Below are 21,044 nucleotides of genomic sequence, written 5' to 3'. Positions count from 1 at the left end.
CGTGCCGCTACTCAATGCGATATTTTGAATGTGAGGCGAACAACCGCGTTCTGAAAGATGCCATTCCTGTCACATGGCATTTCCCCGTGCTGGAATAGAATTGGGCTGCGTGGCTGGAGGTGGTGAACCCCCTCCCTCTTATCGCTCGGTTGTGTTTTTTAGAGATGCCATCAGGTTATGAAACTTCTCGCCTTGTACGGCGACGTGGGAACGAAGGGCGTTGGCAGTATCGTCCGCCAAGCCGTCCTCAAGAGCGCGAACGATGTCCTCATGCTCGGACATCGACTGCGCCATGCGGCCACGAAATCGAAGCTGTTGCCGCCGGAAAGGTTTGAGGCGCCGATGTAGCTTGGAGGCCTCTTGTTCCAGAAACGAATTCCCGGACTGCTTGTAAATAATGCGATGAAACCGTTCGTTTTCGAGGTAGTACGTGTCTGGATCACCGGCATCGACGGCCTGCTGACATCTCGTGTTGGCGGCCGTCAGATCTTTCAACGCCTCCTCGGAGATACGCATAGCGGCAAGTCGGCCGCAGACAGCTTCGAGCTCGGCCATGACCTCGAACATCTCCATTAGTTCTACGGGACCCGGCTGTCGCACAAAAGCACCACGGCGTGGGATAAGGTCGACTAGGCCCGACAGCGCAAGCCGTTGAAATGCTTCTCTAAGTGGCGTTCTTGAGACTCCAAACTGTTCGGCTAGTTTGACCTCATCCAAACGGTCGCCGTCAGAGAATGTACCGTCAAAGATCAACTCTTCCAGTTCCTGGGCGATATTATCGGCAAGTCGTAAGTCCATGGGATTATGTATAGGACTCAATCTACGAAAAATTCAAGAGCAATGATCTTGTATACAAAAAAGTTGACTAAAAAACAGAACCGGCTTAAGCATACCCTGACCCCGGTACGCCGGGTCGAACCAGGGAGGAAATAATGAAAACCATTTTTAAGACAGCCGTTGCTGTAGCAGGGCTTGTATCTGCTGGCACGCTTGTATCCGCAAAAGAGCTGCGCCTGTCGCACCAGTGGTCCAACAAGGACATCCGTCACCAGGTCGCCCAGATCGTGGCCGATGAGGTTGCCGCCGCCGATGTTGATCTGGAGATTAAGATTTTCGGCTCAAAATCGCTGTTCAAACCTCGCGAGCAGTACAAGCCGCTCAGCCGAGGTCAGCTGGACATGACCGTTCTGCCGCTCAGCTATGCCGGTGGTCAGCAGCCCGCCTATAACCTGACTTTAATGCCCGGTCTGGTGAAAAACCACGACCACGCAGCGCGTCTCTCCGAATCTCCCTTCATGGAGGCGTTGGAAGAGAAGATGGCCGAGGATGACGTGATGGTTCTGGTCCATGGGTATCTGGCCGGTGGTTTTGCCGGAAAGGACAAGTGCATCACCAAGCCCGAAGATATCGCAGGCTTACAGACCCGCGCAGCAGGTAAATCCTTTGAGCAGATGCTGGCCGGGGCCGATGCCTCGATCGCCTCGATGGCGTCATCGGAAATCTACAACGCCATGCAAACCGGTGTTCTGCAGGCGGCCAACACTTCGTCATCGTCATTTGTCAGCTATCGCATCTACGAACAGGTCAGCTGCTACACGCCAGCGGGCGACGTTGCCCTGTGGTTCATGTACCAGCCATTGCTGATGAACAAATCCACCTTCGACGGGCTGAATGAAGATCAGCAAGCTGCATTGCTGGCCGCGTCTGAAAAGGCACAGACCTACTATCTGGAAGAAGCCAAGAAACAGGACGCAAACTCGGCCAAAGTCTTCGCCGAAGCGGGCGTCGAGATCGCCGAAATGAGCGCGGAAGACTTCGAAGCATGGCGCGCTCTGGCGCAGGAAACATCCTACAAGGCGTTCGTGGAAGAAGTGCCGGACGGGCAGGAGCTGCTGGATAAGGCCCTGGCGGTCGAGTGACCTTTTCTCGCCCGGGCGGCCCCTCAGCCGCCCGGCACTGATCTCTGTTCTGATCTTCAGACTTAATTGCATCTCAATCACTAGGAGACGCAAATGGCTGGCCATAGCTCTGCCGTTGCTTCCCATACCGGGAACAATCCCTTCCTTCGTCTTGTCGCTGCTCTTTCAACTCTGGCCGGATGGTGTTCCGCAGCCATGATCGTTGCTGCCGTCGCCATCACCTGCCAAATGATCGTCGTGCGTTTTGTCCTGAATGGTTCGACCATCTGGCAAACCGAAGCGGTCATCTATCTTGTCATCGCCGCCACCCTCGTCGGTCTACCTTATGTGCAACGCCTGCGCGGGCATGTGAATGTCGACCTGATCCCGATCTCGCTGGCCCCGCGCCCCCGCTATTTTATGGCGATCCTGACCTCGGCCCTGTCCATCGCCATCGTCTCGGTCATGCTGTTCTACGGCTACGAGTATTGGCACTTCGCATGGGAGCGTGGCTGGAAATCCGACACCGTATGGGGTGTGCGCCTGTGGATTCCCTACCTGTCCATCCCGGTCGGCTTTGGATTGCTGCTGCTTCAGCTGATTGCTGACCTCGTCGCCGTCCTGCTTGGCATCGATAAACCCTTTGGTCTGGAGTAAAGCCGATGGACCCTCTCCTACTCGGCGCCATTGTCGCCATCGCCACCATCCTTGTTCTGTTTTCGGGCGTGTCGGTCGCCATCGGTTTGCTGATCGTTTCAGCCGGGTTTCTGATTGTCTTCGACGGTCCGCGCTCGCTGGAACTGATGCCTGAGATTTTGTTCGGAAAGCTGGATAACTTTGCCCTTCTGTCGATCCCGATGTTCATCATAATGGGGGCGTCCATTGCGTCGACGAGGGCCGGAGCCGACCTCTACGAAGCCCTGGAACGCTGGCTGACCCGCGTACCCGGAGGGTTGGTCGTATCAAACCTTGGTGCCTGCGCTTTGTTCGCCGCCATGTCTGGATCGTCACCCGCAACCTGTGCCGCCATCGGTAAGATGGGCATCCCCGAGATGCGCAAGCGCGGCTATCCCGACGGCGTTGCTGCGGGTTCCATCGCCGCGGGTGGTACACTGGGCATCTTGATCCCGCCCTCGGTCACCATGATCGTCTACGGTATCGCTACTGAGACCTCGATTGGCCGTCTGTTCCTGGCTGGCGTCATTCCTGGCCTGATGCTGGTTGGCTTGTTCATGGCCTGGTCGCTGTATTCGACCTGGAAATCCGGTGACGCCACCCGTCTGGGGTCTGGCAGCTACACTTGGCGTGAGCGTTTCGAGATTCTGCCGCGGGTTCTACCCTTCCTCGGCATCATTCTGGGTGTGCTGTACGCCATGTATGGCGGTATCGCCACGCCATCGGAAACGGCTGCCGTTGGTGCCCTGCTCTGCCTGCTGATCGCAATGATCATCTACAAGCTGTGGAACCCCAAGGACATCTGGGTCGTGCTGCGCGACAGCACCAAGGAAAGCGTGATGATCCTGTTCATCATCGCCGCTGCCGGTGTGTTCTCGTACATGCTCAGCTCGCTGTTCATTACACAGGCGATTGCTGAATGGATCGGTACGCTGGATGTGAACCGCTGGGTTCTGATGGGTGCGGTCAATGTTTTCCTGCTGATCGCCGGGTTCTTCCTGCCCCCCGTCGCTGTAATCCTGATGGCGGCACCGATCCTGTTGCCTATTATCACTACCGCTGGCTTTGATCCGATCTGGTTTGCGGTTGTACTGACTATCAACATGGAGATTGGTCTGATCTCACCCCCCGTCGGCTTGAACCTCTATGTGATCAACGGCATCGCGCCCGACATCTCGCTGAAGACCATCCTGACAGGCTCTCTCCCCTTCGTGGCCTGCATGGTGATCGCAATTGTCCTGCTCTGCCTGTTCCCCGGTCTGGCCACCTGGCTGCCAGACCTGGTGATGGGAGCGACGGTATGACCCTATTGGCGGATCTTCTGTCCACTGTGTTCGAGCGGCGCTATCGCCGCTCGGGCGCGGCGGCCCTCGACGGCCGCCCGCTGACCGAACTGGCCGATGCGCTGGTCGGGTCAGCGGGCGAGACTTCGGGGCTGGCGCTGGCCGAGGAAATCCTAACCCGGTTCGACACTCTGGGCGACGAGGAAAAGCTGGAGTTCTTCCGCTATATCGCCTCGGCCATGAATATCGACCCCGAGGCGGTGCGGTCGTCGCTGGATGAATACGAGCGCGACCCCTCGAAAGCCACCTATCGCAGCTTTGCGGCTGCGGTGGAACCGGCCCGACAGGAATTGATCCGCCGGTTGAACCGCGTGCCCGGTGCCACCGGCGCACTGGTACAGATGCGCGCCGATCTGCTGCGGCTGGGCGGCAAGGAACCGGAACTGCAGGCGCTTGACCTGGACTTCCGGCATCTATTCGCCAGCTGGTTCAACCGTGGCTTTCTGGTGCTGCGCCCGATCAACTGGGAAAGCCCGGCGCATATTTTGGAAAAGATCATCGCTTATGAGGCGGTCCACGCCATCGACAGCTGGGATGATCTGCGCCGCAGGCTCGAGCCCACCGACCGGCGCTGTTTCGCCTTCTTCCACCCCGCAATGCCCGATGAGCCATTGATCTTTGTCGAAGTGGCGCTGAACCAAGGCATCCCGGGCTCGGTGCAGGCGCTGCTCGCCGAAGACCGCGATCCGCTGCCGCAGGATCAGGCGGATACGGCTGTGTTCTACTCGATCTCGAACTGTCAGGCCGGGTTGGCCAGCATCTCGTTCGGCAACTCGCTGATCAAGCAGGTGGCCTCGGATCTGGCGGCGGAGTTGTCGGGGCTGAAGACCTTTGTCACCCTGTCGCCCATTCCTGGCCTGAGCCAGTGGCTGAGGCAGGAAAACATCGAATGGGACATCGAACAGCCCGATCAGATGAAGGCACTGGCGGCGCATTACCTGCTGAACGCCAAGGGCCGGGGCAGCATGCCGTTCGATCCCGTGGCGCGGTTCCATCTTGGCAACGGAGCGCTGGTTCACGCGGTTCATGCCGATGCCGACACCTCAGACAAGGGTCGGGCACAGTCCGGTGGCACCATGGTCAACTATCTCTATGACCTCAGCCGCGTGGCGCAGAACCACGAGCAATTTGCGAATACCCGCGAGGTGATCGCCTCGACCGAGGTCAAATCGCTTGCCGCGTCCGCCTCTCTCACATCGACACAGGAAAGGTAATCCCTATGGCCAATCCTCTCTATGACGGTTTGTTCGGCGCTCACGCCGGCAAAGACACACCTTTTTTGCATCTATTCGACGGTTCGGTGATTACCCATCAGGATTTTCTGAACACCGCTGCGCAGATCGCCCATCTGACAAAGCAGCTGGGATTGAAACCCGGCGACCGGCTTGCGGCGCAGATCGAGAAATCACCCGAAGCGCTGGCCCTCTATGCCGCTTGCGCGCAGGCCGGCCTGGTGTTTCTACCCTTGAATACCGCCTATACCGTCGATGAGCTGACCTACTTTATTGAAAACAGCGGGGCCTCACTGATCGTTTGTGACTCCGGAAGTGAAGAAAACCTTGTCCCCATTGGCGCGCAACTGAGCGCGCGCGTAGAGACCCTGAACGCGGATGGCAGCGGTAGCCTGATGGAAAAGGCATCGGCAATGCCTGTTAGCTTCGACACTGTCGATCGGGACGGCGAGGATTTGGCGGCGTTCCTCTACACATCGGGCACCACGGGCCGGTCCAAAGGCGCGATGCTTACCCAGAACAACCTGTTGTCGAATGCCGAAACGCTCGTTGAAGAATGGCGTTTCACATCCGACGACGTGCTGCTGCACGCGCTGCCGATCTTTCACACTCACGGACTGTTTGTGGCAACTAACGTGTCACTGGCTGCGGGCAGTAGCATTATTTTCATGCCTAAGTTCGATCTGGACGAGGTTATCCGTCAGATGCCTCAGGCCACGACAATGATGGGCGTGCCCACTTTCTACACCCGCTTGTTGGATGACGATCGGTTCACAAGGGAACTGGCCGAACACATGCGCCTGTTTGTTTCCGGTTCCGCGCCCTTGCTGGCGGAAACGCATGTGCAGTTCGAACAGCGCACCGGACACCGCATACTCGAACGCTACGGCATGACCGAAACCAACATGAATACGTCAAACCCCTATGAAGGGGAGCGTCGCGCAGGTACCGTCGGGGTCCCTCTGCCCGGGGTTGAACTGAAAATCTGCGACTCTGATGGAAACACCCTGCCCCGTGGCGAGATCGGAGAGATCGAAGTGCGCGGACCAAACGTATTCAAAGGCTATTGGCAAATGCCGGAAAAAACCGCGGCCGAGCTACGGGAGAACGGCTTTTTCATCACCGGCGATCTGGGCCGGATCGATGAAGAGGGCTATGTCCAGATCGTAGGCCGAAACAAAGACCTGATCATCTCAGGTGGCTATAATATCTACCCCAAGGAGATTGAACTGGTGCTCGATGACCAACCCGGCGTGCTGGAAAGCGCCGTCGTTGGCGTACCCCACCCAGACTTCGGAGAAACGGTTCTTGGTGTGATTGTCGCGGAACCGGGAGAGACTCCCAACCTTGAACAGATGCAGGCTGCGGTATGCAACAGCCTCGCGCGGTTCAAGCACCCCCGCAAGTTGATCCTGATGGATGAGCTTCCCCGCAACACCATGGGAAAGGTTCAAAAGAACATCCTACGTGACCAGTACAAGGAAATGTTCGTGGCCGCATGAGAGGCTGCCGTTTTTCCGATCAAGCAATGCAACATGGGGGCAACTGCGGCTTGCCCCAATTTCGCAAAAGTCGTGCGCGAAAAACACGTTAGATGTCACTTAGCCAAACCTGTCGAGGAGTCTCGGTCAGTTCGCAGATATACATATTTTCATAACCCGCATGACGAATCAGCTGGCCATCCGTCATGGTATGGTTCGAAAACTTGAGCCAATACTTGGATGATGTCATGTATAGCGCATGGCGGGTCAAAGTTTCTTGCAGTAAACCGGCGCTGCGACAAAGCTGCGGTTTCGCCGAGCGCAACAATACTGGCGGCCCCAAAGGCCGTTTTCCCAAAGTTGAACGTTTTGTATCTCCTTCAGGTCGGGTAAAGCGCAGCCCGATTAATGTTGCTATTAGAGGCAAGCCATAGGGGTTTATTCCGCTGCCATTGGAGGCAGGAACCGGAATTCTCTGATGCTGTCGGGCTTCATCTCGATCGAGAACCCGGGCTGCGTCGGCGCGAAATAGGCCCCGTTCTTCACCACGCAGGGGTTGACAAAGTGCTCATGCAGGTGTTCGACATACTCGATCCGCTTGCTGTCCTTCTCGCCCGAGATCGCGATGTAGTCGATCATCGACATATGCTGGACATATTCGCACAGGCCCACGCCCCCGGCATGAGGCCAAACCGGCAGATCGTATTTCGCCGCCACCAGCATGACCGCGAGCACTTCGTTCAGCCCACCCATCCGGCAGCTGTCGATCTGAACGATGTCGATCGCGCCTTCCTTGATGAACTGCTTGAACATGATCCGGTTCTGACACATCTCGCCCGTCGCTACTTTGACCGGTGCGACGCCCTCGCGGATCGCCTTGTGGCCAAACACGTCATCAGGGCTTGTGGGTTCTTCAATGAAGAAGGGGCGTGCAAAAGACAGCGCCTTGACCCAGTCGATCGCCTGATCGACCTCCCACACCTGATTGGCGTCGATCATGATGTTCATGTCTTCGCCCAGTACTTCACGTGCGATGGTCAGGCGACGAATGTCGTCATCCAGATCGCGGCCAACTTTGAACTTGGTATGAGTAAAGCCCGCTTCCTTGGCCTCATGGCACAGGCGGCGCAGCTTGTCGTCGGGATAGCCCAGCCAGCCCGCCGAGGTGGTGTAGCAGGGATAGCCCTCGGCCTTCAGTTTAGCGATGCGCTCCGCTTTGCCCGGTTCAGCGGCGCGGAGCATCACCAGCGCCTCATCCGGGGTGATCGCATCGGTCAGATAGCGGAAGTCGATCAGGCGCACGATCTCTTCGGGGGTCATTTCGCTGACCAATTGCCAAACGGGTTTGCCGGCCTCTTTGGCCCATAGATCCCAAGCCGCGTTCACGACCGCACCAGTCGATAGGTGGATCGCCCCCTTGTCGGGACCAATCCAGCGCAGCTGGCTGTCACCGGTGATATGACGCCAGAACCGGCCCATATCTTCGGTGATCCAGTCCAGCTCCAGCCCTTTGACCAACGCACCGAGGGCTTCGATCGCGGCCACACAGATCTCATTGCCTCGGCCAATGGTGAAGGTCAGTCCGTGGCCCTCATGCGCGCCGTCAGTTTCCAGTACCACATAGGCGGCGGAATAGTCGGGGTCGGGGTTCATCGCATCCGACCCATCCAGACTGTCCGAGGTCGGAAAACGCAAGTCCTGGGTTCGAATGCCGGTTATCCGGGTCATTTGCTGGCCTCGACGGTTTGACGCTGAACGCCCAGCCCCTCGATCCCCAATTCCATCTGGTCGCCGGGCTTAAGGTAGGTCTGCGGGTCCTGCCCCATGCCAACACCCGGAGGCGTTCCGGTCGAGATCACATCGCCTGGTTGCAGTGACATGAACTGCGACAGGTGCGAGATCACCGTCGCCACGTCGAAATGCATCGTCTTGGTTGAACCGTCCTGATAGCGGTGTCCGTTCACCTCAAGATACATCGGCAGATTCTGCGGGTTCGGCACCTCGTCGCGCGTCACAAGCCATGGGCCGATGGGGCCAAACGTGTCTGCAGACTTGCCTTTGACCCACTGCCCCGAGCGGTGCAGCTGAAAGTCGCGTTCGGACAGATCGTTGACCACGCAATAGCCCGCGACGTGGTCCAGCGCGTCCTCGACGGATACGTATTTGGTATGCTTGCCGATGACGACGCCCAACTCGACCTCCCAATCGGTCTTGACCGAGTTGCGGGGGATTTCCACAGTGTCATCAGGCCCGATGATCGCCGAGGTCGCCTTGAAGAAGATCACCGGTTCTTCGGGTAGGGCCATGCCGCTTTCGGCGGCATGATCTGCGTAATTCAGACCGATGCAGATGAACTTGCCTACATGACCGACGCAGGCGCCGATACGGGGTGAGCCGTCGACCATGGGCAGAGCATCCACATCCAACGCGCGCAGGGCATCAAGCACAGCGTCTGACAACGCGTCGCCCGCGATATCGCCAATGACACCCGACAAATCGCGGATCGCACCGTTTTCATCCATAAGGCCGGGTTTTTCTTGTCCAACCGGACCGTAACGCAGCAGCTTCATCTCAAATCTCCTTAATCAAACGGTCCAGCCGCCATCGATGGCGAAGGTCTGTCCGGTGGTGAATGCGGTCTCGTCGCTGCCCAGATAGACGGCCAAGGCGGCGACCTCGTCTGGGTGACCGATACGGCCCATGGGCTGGCGCGCGATGAAGTCTTTCATCGCCTGCTCGTAGTCGCCGGCCGCGCGTAGGCGGTCGTGTAGGCTGGGACTGTCGACGGTGCCAGGGCAGATCGCGTTGCAGCGGACACCTTGCGTGATGAAATCGGCGGCGATGGACTTGGTCAAGCCGATCACAGCAGCCTTAGACGCGCAGTACGAAAAGCGGTTCGGCACGCCTTTCATCGACGATGCGACCGAAGACATATTTATGATCGAGCCACCGCCATTTTCCAACATGCCGGGCAGAACCAGCTTGGCCAGCCGGTACATCGCCTTGACGTTCAGATCAAAGCTGAAGTCCCACTGGTCATCATCGCATTCAAGGATCGAACCGGCGCCAACGAAACCTGCGCAGTTGAACAACACGTCCAACTCTCCGGCGGTCGCAACCACCTCGGCCACCGCGTCCGCATCGGTGACGTCCAGCTTCAGAGCCGTCACACCTTCGATCGCAGCCAGTTCCGCAAGCGTTGCATCATTGATATCGCAGGCAATCACCTGCGAGCCTTCGGCCACATATTTCTCGACGCTGGCGCGGCCAATGCCCTGCCCTGCTGCGGTTATCAGTGCTTTCTTTCCGGCCAGACGGCCCTGTGGTTTGGTCATGTCGTCCTCAATCCGTATGGAATACTTCAATCATGGGTGCCCATTGCTAACCTTCGGCGCGGCTGGGCAGAGGGTTTTGGCAAGGGTCGGTGAAACTCCACTATTCTCGCGTTATGGGGTCTTGCGCCATGCGCCCATATCCCCTTTGAAATCGGTGTCGTTATATTCCCAGTCCCCAAACAGCAGGTTCTCGGGTTCACGCAAAAAGATCGTGTAGTTGCGGACATTGCTTTTGGCGATCTGAGCCAGCACGTCTGGCCAGAAGGCAGCGTGCGGACGCTTGTATTTGTCTAGCTTTTCGGGCCTCACCCCGATCACCATGCCCATACGTTGATCATGCGACCTCCCTGATCTCAATCGGCGTGGACTGAGCAGTGATTGCCTGCCAGTCCCACGCGATACCAAGCCCAAGCAAATCTGACGGAAAGGCAAGCCCATCCTCAAAGCGTATCGCGTCCGTCGTAACGCTGTCGAGCTGTGGGATGTATTCCAGCCATTTTGCATTTGGTATCGCACAGACCAGTGGCAGATGCAGTTCCATCAAAAAATGCGGGCAGACCGTGACGTTATACGCCTCGGCCAGATGCGCCACTTTCAGCCATGGGGTAATGCCTCCGATCCGCGCCACATCAACCTGCACAATACTGGCCGCACCCGCGTGTAAATAGTCCTTGAACTGGCTCAGCGAGTACATGCTTTCGCCGACGGCTATCGGCACCGAGGTCCGTTGCGACAGTTCGGCATGGCCTGCGACGTCATCCGCGGGCAGTGGCTCCTCGAACCAGCCGATACGATAGTCTTCCAAAACCTGAGCTCGGCGGATCGCTTCGGACAGGGTAAAGCCCTGACTGCCATCGGTTAGGATTTCATATCCTGGCCCAACCGCTTCACGCACCGCAGCCAAACGGGCGGCATCCTCGCTTAGGTGGTCTCGCCCGATCTTGATTTTCGAGCCCCGAAACCCCCGCCCCTGCATTGCAAGCGCGTCATCGACCAAGGCCTGTGTGTCCAGATGCAGCCAACCGCCCTCGGTCGAATAGAGCGGGATGCGATCCTGCGATCCCCCCGCGGCTTTCCACAGCGGCAGCCCTTGTTTGCGGCAGCGCAAATCCCAAAGAGCGGTATCAATTGCGGCCAAAGCAAGCGAAGTGATCGCCCCCACCGCCGTCGCATGGGTCAGGAACAACAGATCGCGCCAGATGCCTTCGATCCGGTCCGCATCGCGCCCGATCAGAGCGGGTGCCAGCGTTTTTTCAAGCAGCGCCATCACCGACGGGCCACCGGTACCGATGGTGTAGCAATAGCCCACACCCTTTGCCCCGTCGCTGTCGGTCACGGTCACAATCGGCGTTTCCTGACTGACAAAGGACTGAATGGCGTCAACCCGTTTCACCTTTGGGATCAGGTCGATCATGCGCAGTTCGATATAGGTGATGGTGGCCATGGTTGCTTACCCTCTCAGCGCCTCGCCGGTGGCCGCGTCGCAGACGTGGCATTTGTCGAGAACCAGATGGAATCGCAGCGTCTCGCCCTGCTCCACCTGGCGCGGATTGAACATCTTGGCCTGAACCTCGACCCCCGCCAGATCGGCAAACAGCGAGGTTCCGGCGCCCAATGGTTCTTCCAGTGCAACCGGCAGCTCCCGATCGACCAAAGCGCCCTTTTCCTCGACTGCGTGGCCGACCTGCATGAGATTGTCGGCGCTGTCGCCGAATTGAACCACATGTCCCGCGCTTACATGGTCGCGAGTCGAGGCCGGGAACGCGAGCGCATCCTTCAGAACGACGCAGCCAGCCAGCGTCATCGCCTCAACCTGATCGTGGGTCACGTAGACGATGGTATTGCCGACGCGCTGGCGCTGACCTTCGGACAGTTCTGCCGGTTTGTCGTTCATTAATTCGTCCGGCCCAAGGATCGCTGCGACCTCGGTCACGATCTTGGTGACCTCGGCTTCGGGGCGATTGGCGATCTGTAGCGTGAAGCCTTGATTCTCGCGCGCGGTCATATGCGGGTACTGCGCACTTTTCTGGAACATCATCGAGATGTTGCGTTCACGCGGAGGCAGGTCGTTGACCACCCGACTGCTGATACAAATCTCACCATCGGAGATATCTTCGAGCCCCGTGATCATACGCAAAGCCGTGTATTTTTTGCAGCTTCGACGAACGATCCACAGTTCGATTCGGCATGCGTTGCCCCTGCACGCAGAACAGCGCAGCTTTCAAGCAAGCTACTAATATTACAATACGAATTCATCACTTGCTTCTCCCTAGATTCTATTTTGGCGACTCTCCCACATCGCTTTTGTTCGTATTTAAAACTTTTATTTACAAATAAATCAACATTGACTCGCGCTGCATATTCAAGTCACTTTGCCCACGCATTCGCCCGCAAGCGCGAATTGGGAGGAATAGGTGTCGGCAACGTCAGAAAAATATCGTGCCCCTGCCCTAGAGAAGGGTTTGGACATCATCGAGTTGCTATCGCTGCATGCCGACGGGTTGGCGCAAGGTGACATTGCACGCGCTCTGGATCGGTCCCAGAGCGAGATTTACCGGATGTTGTCCACACTGGTGCGACGCGGTTATGTGATCCGGTCCTCTGACGATGATCTCTATTCGCTCAGCCTGAAAATGTTTGCGATTTCGCAAAGGTATCCTCCGGTCGAGCGGTTGCTTGAGATGGCGACACCCAAAATGCGGGCCGCTACGCGAAAGGCCTGGCAATCCTGCCATATGGGGATGGAGAGCAATGGAGATATAGTTGTTGTCGCCTCGATTGCCTCTCCCGGGAACTGGGGTTTGGCATTGCGCGTCGGAACAGTGATTGGCCTTGGGAATACCGGCACCGGCCGTGTTCTTGCCGCATTTCGCAGTGACGCCGACCTTGACGACCTGCTGGACAATCACAGGCTTGCGCAAGGTGAGCCGGAATTGGACGTCGTTGAATTCAAGGAACATGTCGCCCGCATACGCGAGTGGGGTTATGAACAAATGCCATCAGCCACAGCGGTCGGGGTGACGAACCTCGCCTACCCTGTGCTGGACCACGAAGGGCAGGCAATCAGCGTCGTGAACTGCCCATTTTTGGAAAGGATCGATCAGCTTGAAGTTCCGGGAATCGAAGACGTGCATCAACTCTACAAATCGCTGGCGGAAGAATTGACTGATTTCTATACGGGCAAGTCGCAAGCCTGACCTACCAGTCGCTTGTCACCATGGGATAAGGTCACGCGGGTTAGTATATGTCCGCCCTGGTTCCTATACGAATAGGCGGCTTTCGCCAAAAATTGTATCTTTAGACAAGAGTTTCGCTCTCTTTGGTTTTGTTGGCCAAAAGACCGCCAATTGTGATGAGACCAGCGCCTATCCAGCCCCACAAATCGGGTAGGGTATTCCAAATCAAATACCCGAAGAAGACCGCCCAGAGCATTCCGGAATACTCAATCGAGGCCAGCGTACTAATCGGTGAGAACGAACATGCTGACGTTCTGAAATACACACACAAAGCGCCACAAACACCCAACAAGCCAACGAGCCAGAGGTCGGAAAAACCCGGAACGTAGCTCCCATAGGGCACCAAAATAGCGGCCGCAGCAAAGACCATGAGATATTCATATCCGGCGATTGCTTCCGGTGTATCCCGTCGTGAAAGGGCACGCGCCGTGATTAAGCCGAGTGCGCTACACAACGCGGCCGCCAATGGGAAAAAGGCTGCCGCGTTAAGACCTAAACCCGGCGGGCGTATCAAAAGTAAAGCGCCCATAGCGCCTGAAACTAGAGCAAGTAGTTGTGGAAGCCCGGGATGTTCTCGAAACACAAGTGAAGACAAGACCATCGAAAAGATAGGCGCGACCATGAAAATCATGGTCACTTCGGCAAGCGGCAAGTTTTGAAGACCGGAAATGAAAAAGTACATTGTGCCTAAGGTCAGTACCCCCCTGGCCATCAATAGCGGCCATCTCGGTGAGGCTAATGATCTCCAGTTTCGAGGCGCGATGAACAAGAGGAAAAACAAAAGTCCAAAGGTGCTTTCGAACAAGATGATCTGAAGCCCGGAATACGTCTCGGATAGCACCTTGGCGACCGCATCCATCGCAGACATAAAAAACACGCCTAGCGCAAAGTAAGCTGGACCATTGGCGTATAGTTGCGATGGTTTGAGACGGGCGATCATGACGTGAGCTGATCAAAAATTGACGTGCGCTCCAGCCGAAAGCGCGCAGTGAACGGACCAGGTGTTTCGCGTAAAAATGCGTCCATAGACCTAAGCATTTCGAGCGCATCAATTTTCTTCTGATTGACTGTGTTTTTCTCGAGCCATCTTTCAAGCCGAAGCAATTCATCGGGTTGCACGTTGTGCTGTTCGCCGAGGTGCAGCATGTGTTTGTACGAGCGGTTGGAGAAATACTCTTGATCCATAAGCTTCAGGAGCTTATCGGCTGTTTCTTGGGAAATGACTTTGTTTTCTGAAGCAACCTCAAGCGTTGCTCTGATGTTTACAAGCGGCTCTGACAACGACGGGTATTTCAGTTCGGCAGGTCCGTGATTCAAGGCAACCTCGTCGTCACGCGTCAATAGACCGTCGCGGTATTCCTCAAAGATGCGGCCGACCCCTTTCATGCCAAAACTATGCAGTTCCGCCGCCCGCAACGCGCCCATGCTGGAACTGCCGAATACATGCACACCTTGATCAAGCGCCCAGAGTATTTCCTTGTGCAGCACGGAGGGTGTGAACTGAAAATAGCCGTCAATTATTCCGATGGCGCGTGGCTTTCGCGCGACCGCATACAATACATCCCCCTGAGCCGCCGGGGGCAGGTATTCAGCCGCCAAAATCTGTTTAGCTTCACTTTCGTGAATGGTGGGGCCGCAGAAAACAAAAACGGTCATTGCATTAACTCTGACGCGTTTTGCGCACGCAATCCCGGCGTGTAGCGCGGGTCGTCATGCGGTCCTTCCAACCCGGGAACGAGAACCCTTACAACAGCAATGTGGTCGGAAACATAGTCGGCTGTAATGTCGATGAAGCAGGCGCTGTCAAGCCCAGCTGCAGTCAATCGCGAATTGAGCCAAACAAGATCACTCTCGTGAGATGTGCTTTCATACGACTGTCTGGAGTCAAAACTCAAGCGCCCAGGCCGGGCAATCGTTTCTTGGAACTTCATCTCCGAGTAATAGTCCGAGTGCAGATCATCGCGCGCGCCCGTGATCAATGTCAGCCTCTCCTGCGCAGCTTCTGTCAGGGCGCGCGAGAGTGCGATCTGCCGACACGGATGGCACCCTGCGCCGACAGATGGGCGCGAGAGAAGTACGGGTACATTTCCATTTTCGCATGCCCAAACCAAGTAGGCAGGCACGCCGACTTCCGTAGTCACGTCCCAAATCGCCAAGCAAATGTCTGCGTCTTTGAACTTGCGCAGGGTCTGGCACAAACCGAGATCTTCTATAGTCCGTTGGTCAATCCGACGTGCATCACGCTCTTGCCACGGCAAACGCGACCATAGCGCCACAGCATCCCGTTCGATCACCTCGCACAAGCCGTGTACCTTTGCCTCGGAAAGTGAATTCCCCGAGGCCAGACCGTTGGAACTGGACAGGAAGAACCCGCTCCCGGGTGGCAGAGGGCGTGTGTAATTTGTATGAACCAGTTCGTAGGGAACCCACACATTTCCGGAACCCGTCAATAGTTGCATTTCAATCCAGAGGTTCCGTGCGAAAGGATCAAACTCCACCTCATCGCTAAGCGGCAACTGATCAACTGGCAAAACACTGTGTGTGTATCTGATATCTTCAAGGCTCGCGAGTATGACCGGAGCCACAATGCGTTCGGCGTGAAAAATCTCGATAGACTCCATCACAGCAGAAGCGACCGCAGCGTCATATGTCACGCCCTTCCCTTGAGAAACGGCCATTGATCGCGAGTTTGGCCTGCATACGACGGTTGTCGGTAGCCCAACACGATCAAGCCCCGTGACATCCGCTATACGCGTGATGCCAAAAACCGGAAACAGGTCCCGCAAAAGCTCAACCGTCTGCCTGGGCGAGCGAATGCGATGTGTCCCATCAAAAAATAGTTTCAAACCAAGTTCTCACGCGACTGGGAACAACCTATCAGTGCGCGCAATGATAATTCATACTGCGCGACACGAATGTTGGCTCAAAGGCTTGAGCCAACACTCAAATACGTTGTTTGGACTGGTTTTAAGCAGTTGGTTGAATCTTCGCCCCGACTTGGGCCGGAACAATCTTTGCTCCCAGTTGAGACGGGTCAATCTTGGCACCAATTTGGCCTGGATCGATCTTGGCCCCGATTTGGCCCGGATCAATCTTTGCACCCAGCTGAGACGGGTCAATTTTGGCTCCATGCTGGCCGGGATCAATCTTGGCACCGACCTGCGAAGGGTCACCTTGGCATACGTCTTCGGTAGTGATCGCAGATTGGCGATGTGCAGAATTGGTACCGGGCTGAGCAAAAACTCCGGATTGATCGATGGTGATCAGACGGCCATCAGGCGAACGAACAGTTCTTTTGTTTTCAAACATTTAATTTCTCCCTTTGTTGGAATCTTCGTTCTAATTTGTTTTGCACTTCAAGAACCAGAGCGCGCCTTTCACTAGCATAGAATTTGCATGATCACCAAGGCGCATGACGGGCGCTATCCCAGATGAGTTGGAATGAGAACCTACGTTCAGGCCAATAGGAAAAGCATGGGTTTGACACACTTTGGAAGCCTTTGGAGTTGCAAGTATGCTCAAACCTAAAGCAAAACCTGTTGTTTGGTGCTCCTTCATTGCGTGACGAATTTCGGCACTATCGGCCGAAACGGGGTCGTCAAATATGGCCGGGCGCGACCTAGTTTTCTGGCATTGGTCGCTGTCTGCTCAACTTTCGGTTGACTTATTGTCACCGCTCCAGACAAAAATTCGAATGGTCTGCGCAGTCGATATTCTTTGTATTGGAAGCTCTGTTTGCGGCAAAAGCGTAGACCACAATGCAGAACAAACTGAATGTCGTCCAAACCTATGAACCAAACGATATATGAAGGGTGCAATAGGCAATAGTTGCAGGAACTTAACAGTCTCGCCTACCCAAGTCGCTCTCTCTTTTGATTGGCTCTAAGGGAGATCAGCATCCACCGGTCAACGAGATTGTGCGCCGTCTTAGAAAGTTGAGCAGTTCCCGTGGATTGCCGGCCCGTTTATCAATTTCGTCTCTCTCAATAGGGTCGCCTACGATCGGGCGCTGGGGTTTATCCAAGGCATGCCGTACTTCGTACAAAAGCAACCCTTGGCGCAGCGTGGCAGAGACATTGCTGGCGATTTGATAGGCACGACTGTTGCGTCCTGGAAAACGAATGGGGACAACTGTGGCCCCAGAGCGCTGGATCAACTTGGCTGTAAAGGGATTCCATTCGCGTTCGACCGCAGGCCCCCACCAACTGTCCGACGAGGCAACAACCCCGGAAGGGAACAATGCGATTAACCCTCCGTTCGCAAGATGCTCCACAGCTTTTCGGCGCATTTCCAGGCTCTTTTCAAGAGCGTCGGGTTCATGATCAAAGGGGACCGGGATCATGAACTGGTCAATCTCAACGACACCCGTCAGCAGAGACCGCGTTAGAATTTTATAGTCGGTTCGGACCTGACCGATCAGTTCCGCCAGGATCATGCCGTCGACAAGTCCGTGCGGGTGATTGGCGACAACCACCACGGGCCCTTTGCTCGGGATTTGACGAATTTCTTCTTCGGGTGTTTGCAGCGCGATGCCCATCACCTTGAGGGCCAGCCCCCAGAAGGGTTGCCCAGCGGGCACGCCCATTGCCTCGAATTTTCGGATGCGACGCAACAAATGGAGCTTGCTTGTAGCCAGCTCAATCGCTTTGATTGCCCATCGTTGAACCGGGTTGCTGAATGTGGACGCATAAGACAAGCGGCGCCGATCATAGGGCTGCTCGCTCAAGTTTGTTCCGTCGCTCTGGCCAAGCAACAGCCGAGTCTCTTTGTCCGGGCGGCCAGTACCGGGTCTTTTTAGGGTCTGAGGCTCCTTACCTCTCATCGAAGGATGAAGACGGAACACGGCGCGCGGCGTGAAATACGCGACGCCGTCGAGCCCAACAGATAGTCCCGAACGCCGGGTTTGTGAGATCCGACAATAACCAAATCAACATGGTTCTCGCGGGCAAACTCCGCGACCTTAAGGCCTGGCTTGCCAGTGATAACCTCGGTCGAGATGTCGTCCGCGCCGCTCGCAAGGCGATCCAGTTCGTCCTTGATACGTGCTGTCAGGTGGTTCTCGGGTTTCGACTCGACAAATTCGGCGACGAAACCGGGTATGTCTTCCAGCACTGTCAACAAGGTCATCCGGCCGTCTTCGGCAAGCAGACGGCGCCCAGCGGCGATTTTGTTGGCGACGACGCCTTCGTGGTCCAGAGCGACCGGGATCAGAATGTGCTTGTACATAGTCAGTTCCTTTGTCGATTTAGGGGGCGTTTGTAGCGGCCGTGCCGCGGGAGGCGATCATCTTGGCGGCCTCAGACTTCTGCACGTGCGAGTTCGCGAGCCAGATCAAGATATTGACTGGGAACCGCTATGCCATGCGCCTGCGCGCGGCTGATCGAATTTGCCCGCCGATCCCCCGGAAGCCGTGCGCCTTCGAGGCTTTCGATGGCCGTCAGCACCATTTCGAGACGATCCGTGAAGGCGCCCAGATTGCTTGGACTCATAGCAATCAGGAACTGCCCGGACCCCGGAGAAGGCCCCTCTGCGTCAAAAAACGAAGCCACGCCCAAGCTGGGGTTTGCACCGGTGAAAACCGACGCGAGAACCTCGACCATCAAGGCGATGACGGTTCCCTTTGCCCCTCCGGCTGGGGCCATGGAACCAGCCAATGCGGCGGCTGGGTCGGTTGTGGGCTTCCCGTCTTTGTCAAAGGCCCAGTCCGGTGGGATGGGCTTACCTGTTTTTTTGGCATGCATGACCTTGCCGCGCGCAACATGCGAAAGCGCCAAGTCAATCACCAGAGGCGGTGCGGCGCGGCGCGGCGCTGCAAAGGCGATGGGGTTGGTGCCAAAAACCGGACTCGCGGCGCCCCAAGGGGCGATTGCAGGAGGGGCATTAGCAAACATCAAGCCCACAAGACCCTCAGCGGCGAGTTTTTCGACCTGCACCGACAACGCCCCCGCGTGATGCGAGTTATTTATCGACATCGTTGCAGTGCCGTATGAGCGCGCCACGCTTATGCCCTCTGAGATGGCGTGATCCAGCGCTGGGTATGCAAATCCGAAATCGGCGTCAGTGGAAATCGCCGTTTTACTGGTTAGGCGAGAAGTAATTTTTGCGTCCCGCTTTATCTTTCCGCTGCGCACCTGCGCGACATAGTCCCCGAGGCGCGACAACCCGTGACCTGCCTGGCCTTCGGTTTCTGCGGCCACCAGTGCATTGGCGACTGATTCAGAGTGTTCTTTAGAAACCCCCTGAGCCACCAACGCCCCTAAAACCAGGGCTTTTGCCTCGGAATGGCTGATGTTTTCCACTTGTGTCATGGTTTTGTTTTTGGGTGGGACGGCACCTTTGTGCCGCCCCTATCCGACTTAGGCGCTGCGATAGAGCTTGGTCATCGAAAACTCGCGATGGCCAAGCGCTTCGGCGGCTGTGTTGCGGCCATTGGCTGTGCGGCGGATCATGTCGATCAGTGCATCGCCCGCTTCGTCAATGGTCTGTTCCCGGCGCAGGATACCCGAAACGTCGACGTCCACGTGCTCTCCCATCGTCCGCACGGTCCGAGGGTTCGCAGTGATCTTGATAACCGGAACAATCGGATTGCCCACCACATTGCCTTGACCCGTGGGGAAGGTGTGGATAACTGCGCCACCGGCCGCCATCAGGGTCACACATTCCGCCGCGGCCGAGGAGCTGTCCATGAAGTAAAGCCCCGCGCCCGAGCTTGGCGCTTCGGCGGCATCGAGGATGTCGATGTATTGCGAGGTCCGACCGATCTTCTCGAGGTTGCCCAAGGCTTTTTCCTCAATCGTGGTCAAACCGCCTTCGATGTTGCCCTTGGTCGGCTGGGAATCCGACAGGTCATCGGTCTGATGCGCAAAGATCACGTCGTCCTGATAGGCTTTCCACATCTTGTACCAGCGCTCGCCAACTTCTTCGTTGATCGCGCGTTTCTGACAGATGTGCTCAGCGCCGGTAATCTCGGAGGTTTCGCCAAAAAAGCCGGTGATGCCTTCGGGTAGCAGCTTGTCGTACATATTGCCAACCGTCGGGCAGGACCCCAGGCCGGTGGTGGTGTCGGATTCACCGCATTTGGTCGAGATCCAAAGCTCGTTCAGCGCGCACTCTTCGCGCTGGTATTCCGAGGTCAGATGCACGAATTCCTTAGCGGCCCAGCTGGCTTGGCGTATGGTTTCAAAATCCCCTTTCTGCTCGATCGAGAATTCGGCTACCGGTTTGCCGGTTTCGCGAATGCCGTCTGCAATCCGTTTGGTCCAACCGGGCTCAATGCCGATCACGACAACAGCAGCTACATTGGGGTTCGCCCCGGTGCCAATCATGGTCCGGAAGTGCAGCTCCAGATCCGCGCCAAACTGCAGGCGGCCATAGGCATGCGGGATGGCCAGTGTGCCCTTGACGTTATTGGCAACGGCTTCGCATGCCGCGTTCGAGATATCGTCGACCGGCAGGATAACCACGTGGTTTCGAACGCCGACACGGCCATTCTCACGACGGTAAGCATGCACAGACATATTTTTGAAATCGAGTGCCATTAAGAGGACTCCTTACCAGCGCTTTGTTTTGCAGTTGTGGGTGTGGACGTGGCCACCCTTGGGAATGTCCGCGATGATCTTGCCGATGTCCTCGCCGTATTTGATCGCGGTATCGCCGTCCTTGAAGTCTTTCAGCGCGATCTTGTGGCCAATTGGCACATCAGCGCCCGATGTCAGACGGAAGGTCGAATTGTCATGAGTTACGCAGACCAGCATATCGGTGCCGGCCGTCAGGCCCTCGACCACGACAACACCGACATTGTCGGCATGTTCGTGGACGAGCAAGTGGGGGATTTCAGCCATTTG

22 protein-coding genes are annotated in these 21,044 nt (G+C 56.6%); 6 read left to right on the top strand and 16 right to left on the bottom strand.

What is annotated here, in order from left to right:
• Positions 1 to 138 precede the first annotated feature (138 nt).
• Positions 139 to 798 (bottom strand): GntR family transcriptional regulator, encoded by a 660-nt coding sequence (locus ACR0JF_RS22160; RefSeq protein WP_170659202.1) that lies wholly within the window; start codon positions 796 to 798, stop codon positions 139 to 141.
• Positions 799 to 932: 134 nt separating this feature from the next.
• On the opposite strand from ACR0JF_RS22160, the gene dctP reads away from it, so the two are divergent.
• The 5 genes from dctP to ACR0JF_RS22135 all read left to right on the top strand — a co-directional run bounded on the left by dctP (position 933) and on the right by ACR0JF_RS22135 (position 6,650).
• Positions 933 to 1,919, top strand: coding sequence for a TRAP transporter substrate-binding protein DctP (dctP, locus tag ACR0JF_RS22155; RefSeq protein WP_170659204.1), 987 nt, complete (start codon positions 933 to 935; stop codon positions 1,917 to 1,919).
• Positions 1,920 to 2,012: 93 nt separating this feature from the next.
• On the top strand, positions 2,013 to 2,555 hold the full coding sequence (locus ACR0JF_RS22150; protein ID WP_170378218.1) for a TRAP transporter small permease: 543 nt from the start codon (positions 2,013 to 2,015) through the stop codon (positions 2,553 to 2,555).
• 5 nt (positions 2,556 to 2,560) lie between these two features.
• Positions 2,561 to 3,877, top strand: coding sequence for a TRAP transporter large permease (locus tag ACR0JF_RS22145; protein WP_170659206.1), 1,317 nt, complete (start codon positions 2,561 to 2,563; stop codon positions 3,875 to 3,877).
• Positions 3,874 to 5,130 carry a malonyl-CoA decarboxylase domain-containing protein gene (locus ACR0JF_RS22140; RefSeq protein ID WP_170659207.1) on the top strand — a complete coding sequence of 419 codons (1,257 nt, stop codon included), beginning with the start codon at positions 3,874 to 3,876 and terminating at the stop codon, positions 5,128 to 5,130. The genes ACR0JF_RS22145 and ACR0JF_RS22140 overlap by 4 nt, the downstream gene beginning before the upstream one ends.
• A gap of 5 nt (positions 5,131 to 5,135) precedes the next feature.
• On the top strand, positions 5,136 to 6,650 hold the full coding sequence (locus ACR0JF_RS22135) for a malonate--CoA ligase (protein WP_170659209.1): 1,515 nt from the start codon (positions 5,136 to 5,138) through the stop codon (positions 6,648 to 6,650).
• 417 nt (positions 6,651 to 7,067) lie between these two features.
• Here the strand turns inward: ACR0JF_RS22135 and ACR0JF_RS22130 are convergent, their stop codons facing one another.
• The 6 genes from ACR0JF_RS22130 to ACR0JF_RS22105 all read right to left on the bottom strand — a co-directional run bounded on the left by ACR0JF_RS22130 (position 7,068) and on the right by ACR0JF_RS22105 (position 12,101).
• Complete coding sequence (locus tag ACR0JF_RS22130; RefSeq protein WP_170659211.1) at positions 7,068 to 8,357, bottom strand: L-fuconate dehydratase; 1,290 nt, start codon at positions 8,355 to 8,357, stop codon at positions 7,068 to 7,070.
• Complete coding sequence (locus ACR0JF_RS22125) at positions 8,354 to 9,199, bottom strand: fumarylacetoacetate hydrolase family protein (RefSeq protein ID WP_170659213.1); 846 nt, start codon at positions 9,197 to 9,199, stop codon at positions 8,354 to 8,356. The genes ACR0JF_RS22130 and ACR0JF_RS22125 overlap by 4 nt, the downstream gene beginning before the upstream one ends.
• Positions 9,200 to 9,214: 15 nt before the next feature.
• Positions 9,215 to 9,964, bottom strand: coding sequence for an SDR family oxidoreductase (locus tag ACR0JF_RS22120; RefSeq protein WP_170659215.1), 750 nt, complete (start codon positions 9,962 to 9,964; stop codon positions 9,215 to 9,217).
• 111 nt (positions 9,965 to 10,075) lie between these two features.
• Positions 10,076 to 10,291 carry an L-rhamnose mutarotase gene (locus ACR0JF_RS22115; RefSeq protein ID WP_480669922.1) on the bottom strand — a complete coding sequence of 72 codons (216 nt, stop codon included), beginning with the start codon at positions 10,289 to 10,291 and terminating at the stop codon, positions 10,076 to 10,078.
• 7 nt (positions 10,292 to 10,298) lie between these two features.
• Positions 10,299 to 11,408: a mandelate racemase/muconate lactonizing enzyme family protein gene (locus ACR0JF_RS22110; protein WP_170659217.1), complete on the bottom strand. Its 1,110-nt coding sequence runs from the start codon at positions 11,406 to 11,408 to the stop codon at positions 10,299 to 10,301.
• Between the two features lie 6 nt (positions 11,409 to 11,414).
• Entirely contained in the window at positions 11,415 to 12,101 is a 687-nt protein-coding gene (locus ACR0JF_RS22105; RefSeq protein WP_480669919.1) for an ATP-binding cassette domain-containing protein, read from the bottom strand.
• A gap of 277 nt (positions 12,102 to 12,378) precedes the next feature.
• Between ACR0JF_RS22105 and ACR0JF_RS22100 the strand changes: the two genes are divergently transcribed.
• Complete coding sequence (locus tag ACR0JF_RS22100; protein WP_170659219.1) at positions 12,379 to 13,161, top strand: IclR family transcriptional regulator; 783 nt, start codon at positions 12,379 to 12,381, stop codon at positions 13,159 to 13,161.
• A gap of 100 nt (positions 13,162 to 13,261) precedes the next feature.
• On the opposite strand, the gene ACR0JF_RS22095 is transcribed toward ACR0JF_RS22100, so the two are convergent.
• The 9 genes from ACR0JF_RS22095 to ACR0JF_RS22055 form a co-directional block, all read right to left on the bottom strand.
• Complete coding sequence (locus ACR0JF_RS22095) at positions 13,262 to 14,140, bottom strand: DMT family transporter (RefSeq protein ID WP_170659220.1); 879 nt, start codon at positions 14,138 to 14,140, stop codon at positions 13,262 to 13,264.
• Entirely contained in the window at positions 14,137 to 14,856 is a 720-nt protein-coding gene (locus tag ACR0JF_RS22090) for a TfuA-like protein (RefSeq protein WP_170659222.1), read from the bottom strand. The genes ACR0JF_RS22095 and ACR0JF_RS22090 overlap by 4 nt, the downstream gene beginning before the upstream one ends.
• On the bottom strand, positions 14,853 to 16,046 hold the full coding sequence (locus tag ACR0JF_RS22085) for a YcaO-like family protein (protein WP_170659224.1): 1,194 nt from the start codon (positions 16,044 to 16,046) through the stop codon (positions 14,853 to 14,855). The genes ACR0JF_RS22090 and ACR0JF_RS22085 overlap by 4 nt, the downstream gene beginning before the upstream one ends.
• Before the next feature lie 121 nt (positions 16,047 to 16,167).
• Entirely contained in the window at positions 16,168 to 16,509 is a 342-nt protein-coding gene (locus ACR0JF_RS22080) for a hypothetical protein (RefSeq protein WP_170659226.1), read from the bottom strand.
• A 583-nt stretch (positions 16,510 to 17,092) separates the two neighbouring features.
• Entirely contained in the window at positions 17,093 to 17,737 is a 645-nt protein-coding gene (locus tag ACR0JF_RS22075) for a lysophospholipid acyltransferase family protein (protein ID WP_480669915.1), read from the bottom strand.
• A 281-nt stretch (positions 17,738 to 18,018) separates the two neighbouring features.
• Complete coding sequence (locus ACR0JF_RS22070) at positions 18,019 to 18,426, bottom strand: universal stress protein (protein ID WP_170549829.1); 408 nt, start codon at positions 18,424 to 18,426, stop codon at positions 18,019 to 18,021.
• Positions 18,427 to 18,497: 71 nt separating this feature from the next.
• A complete protein-coding gene (locus ACR0JF_RS22065; protein ID WP_170659229.1) occupies positions 18,498 to 19,508 on the bottom strand; it encodes an Ldh family oxidoreductase in 1,011 nt (336 codons plus the stop codon).
• Positions 19,509 to 19,556: 48 nt separating this feature from the next.
• Positions 19,557 to 20,738 carry a UxaA family hydrolase gene (locus ACR0JF_RS22060; RefSeq protein ID WP_170467617.1) on the bottom strand — a complete coding sequence of 394 codons (1,182 nt, stop codon included), beginning with the start codon at positions 20,736 to 20,738 and terminating at the stop codon, positions 19,557 to 19,559.
• A gap of 12 nt (positions 20,739 to 20,750) precedes the next feature.
• Positions 20,751 to 21,041, bottom strand: coding sequence for a UxaA family hydrolase (locus ACR0JF_RS22055; protein WP_170378184.1), 291 nt, complete (start codon positions 21,039 to 21,041; stop codon positions 20,751 to 20,753).
• Positions 21,042 to 21,044 lie beyond the last annotated feature (3 nt).

The organism is Ruegeria sp. BG11 (assembly GCF_056538565.1).
The sequence above is the reverse complement of the archived record's forward strand: the minus strand, read 5'-3'. Positions and strand labels throughout refer to the sequence as shown.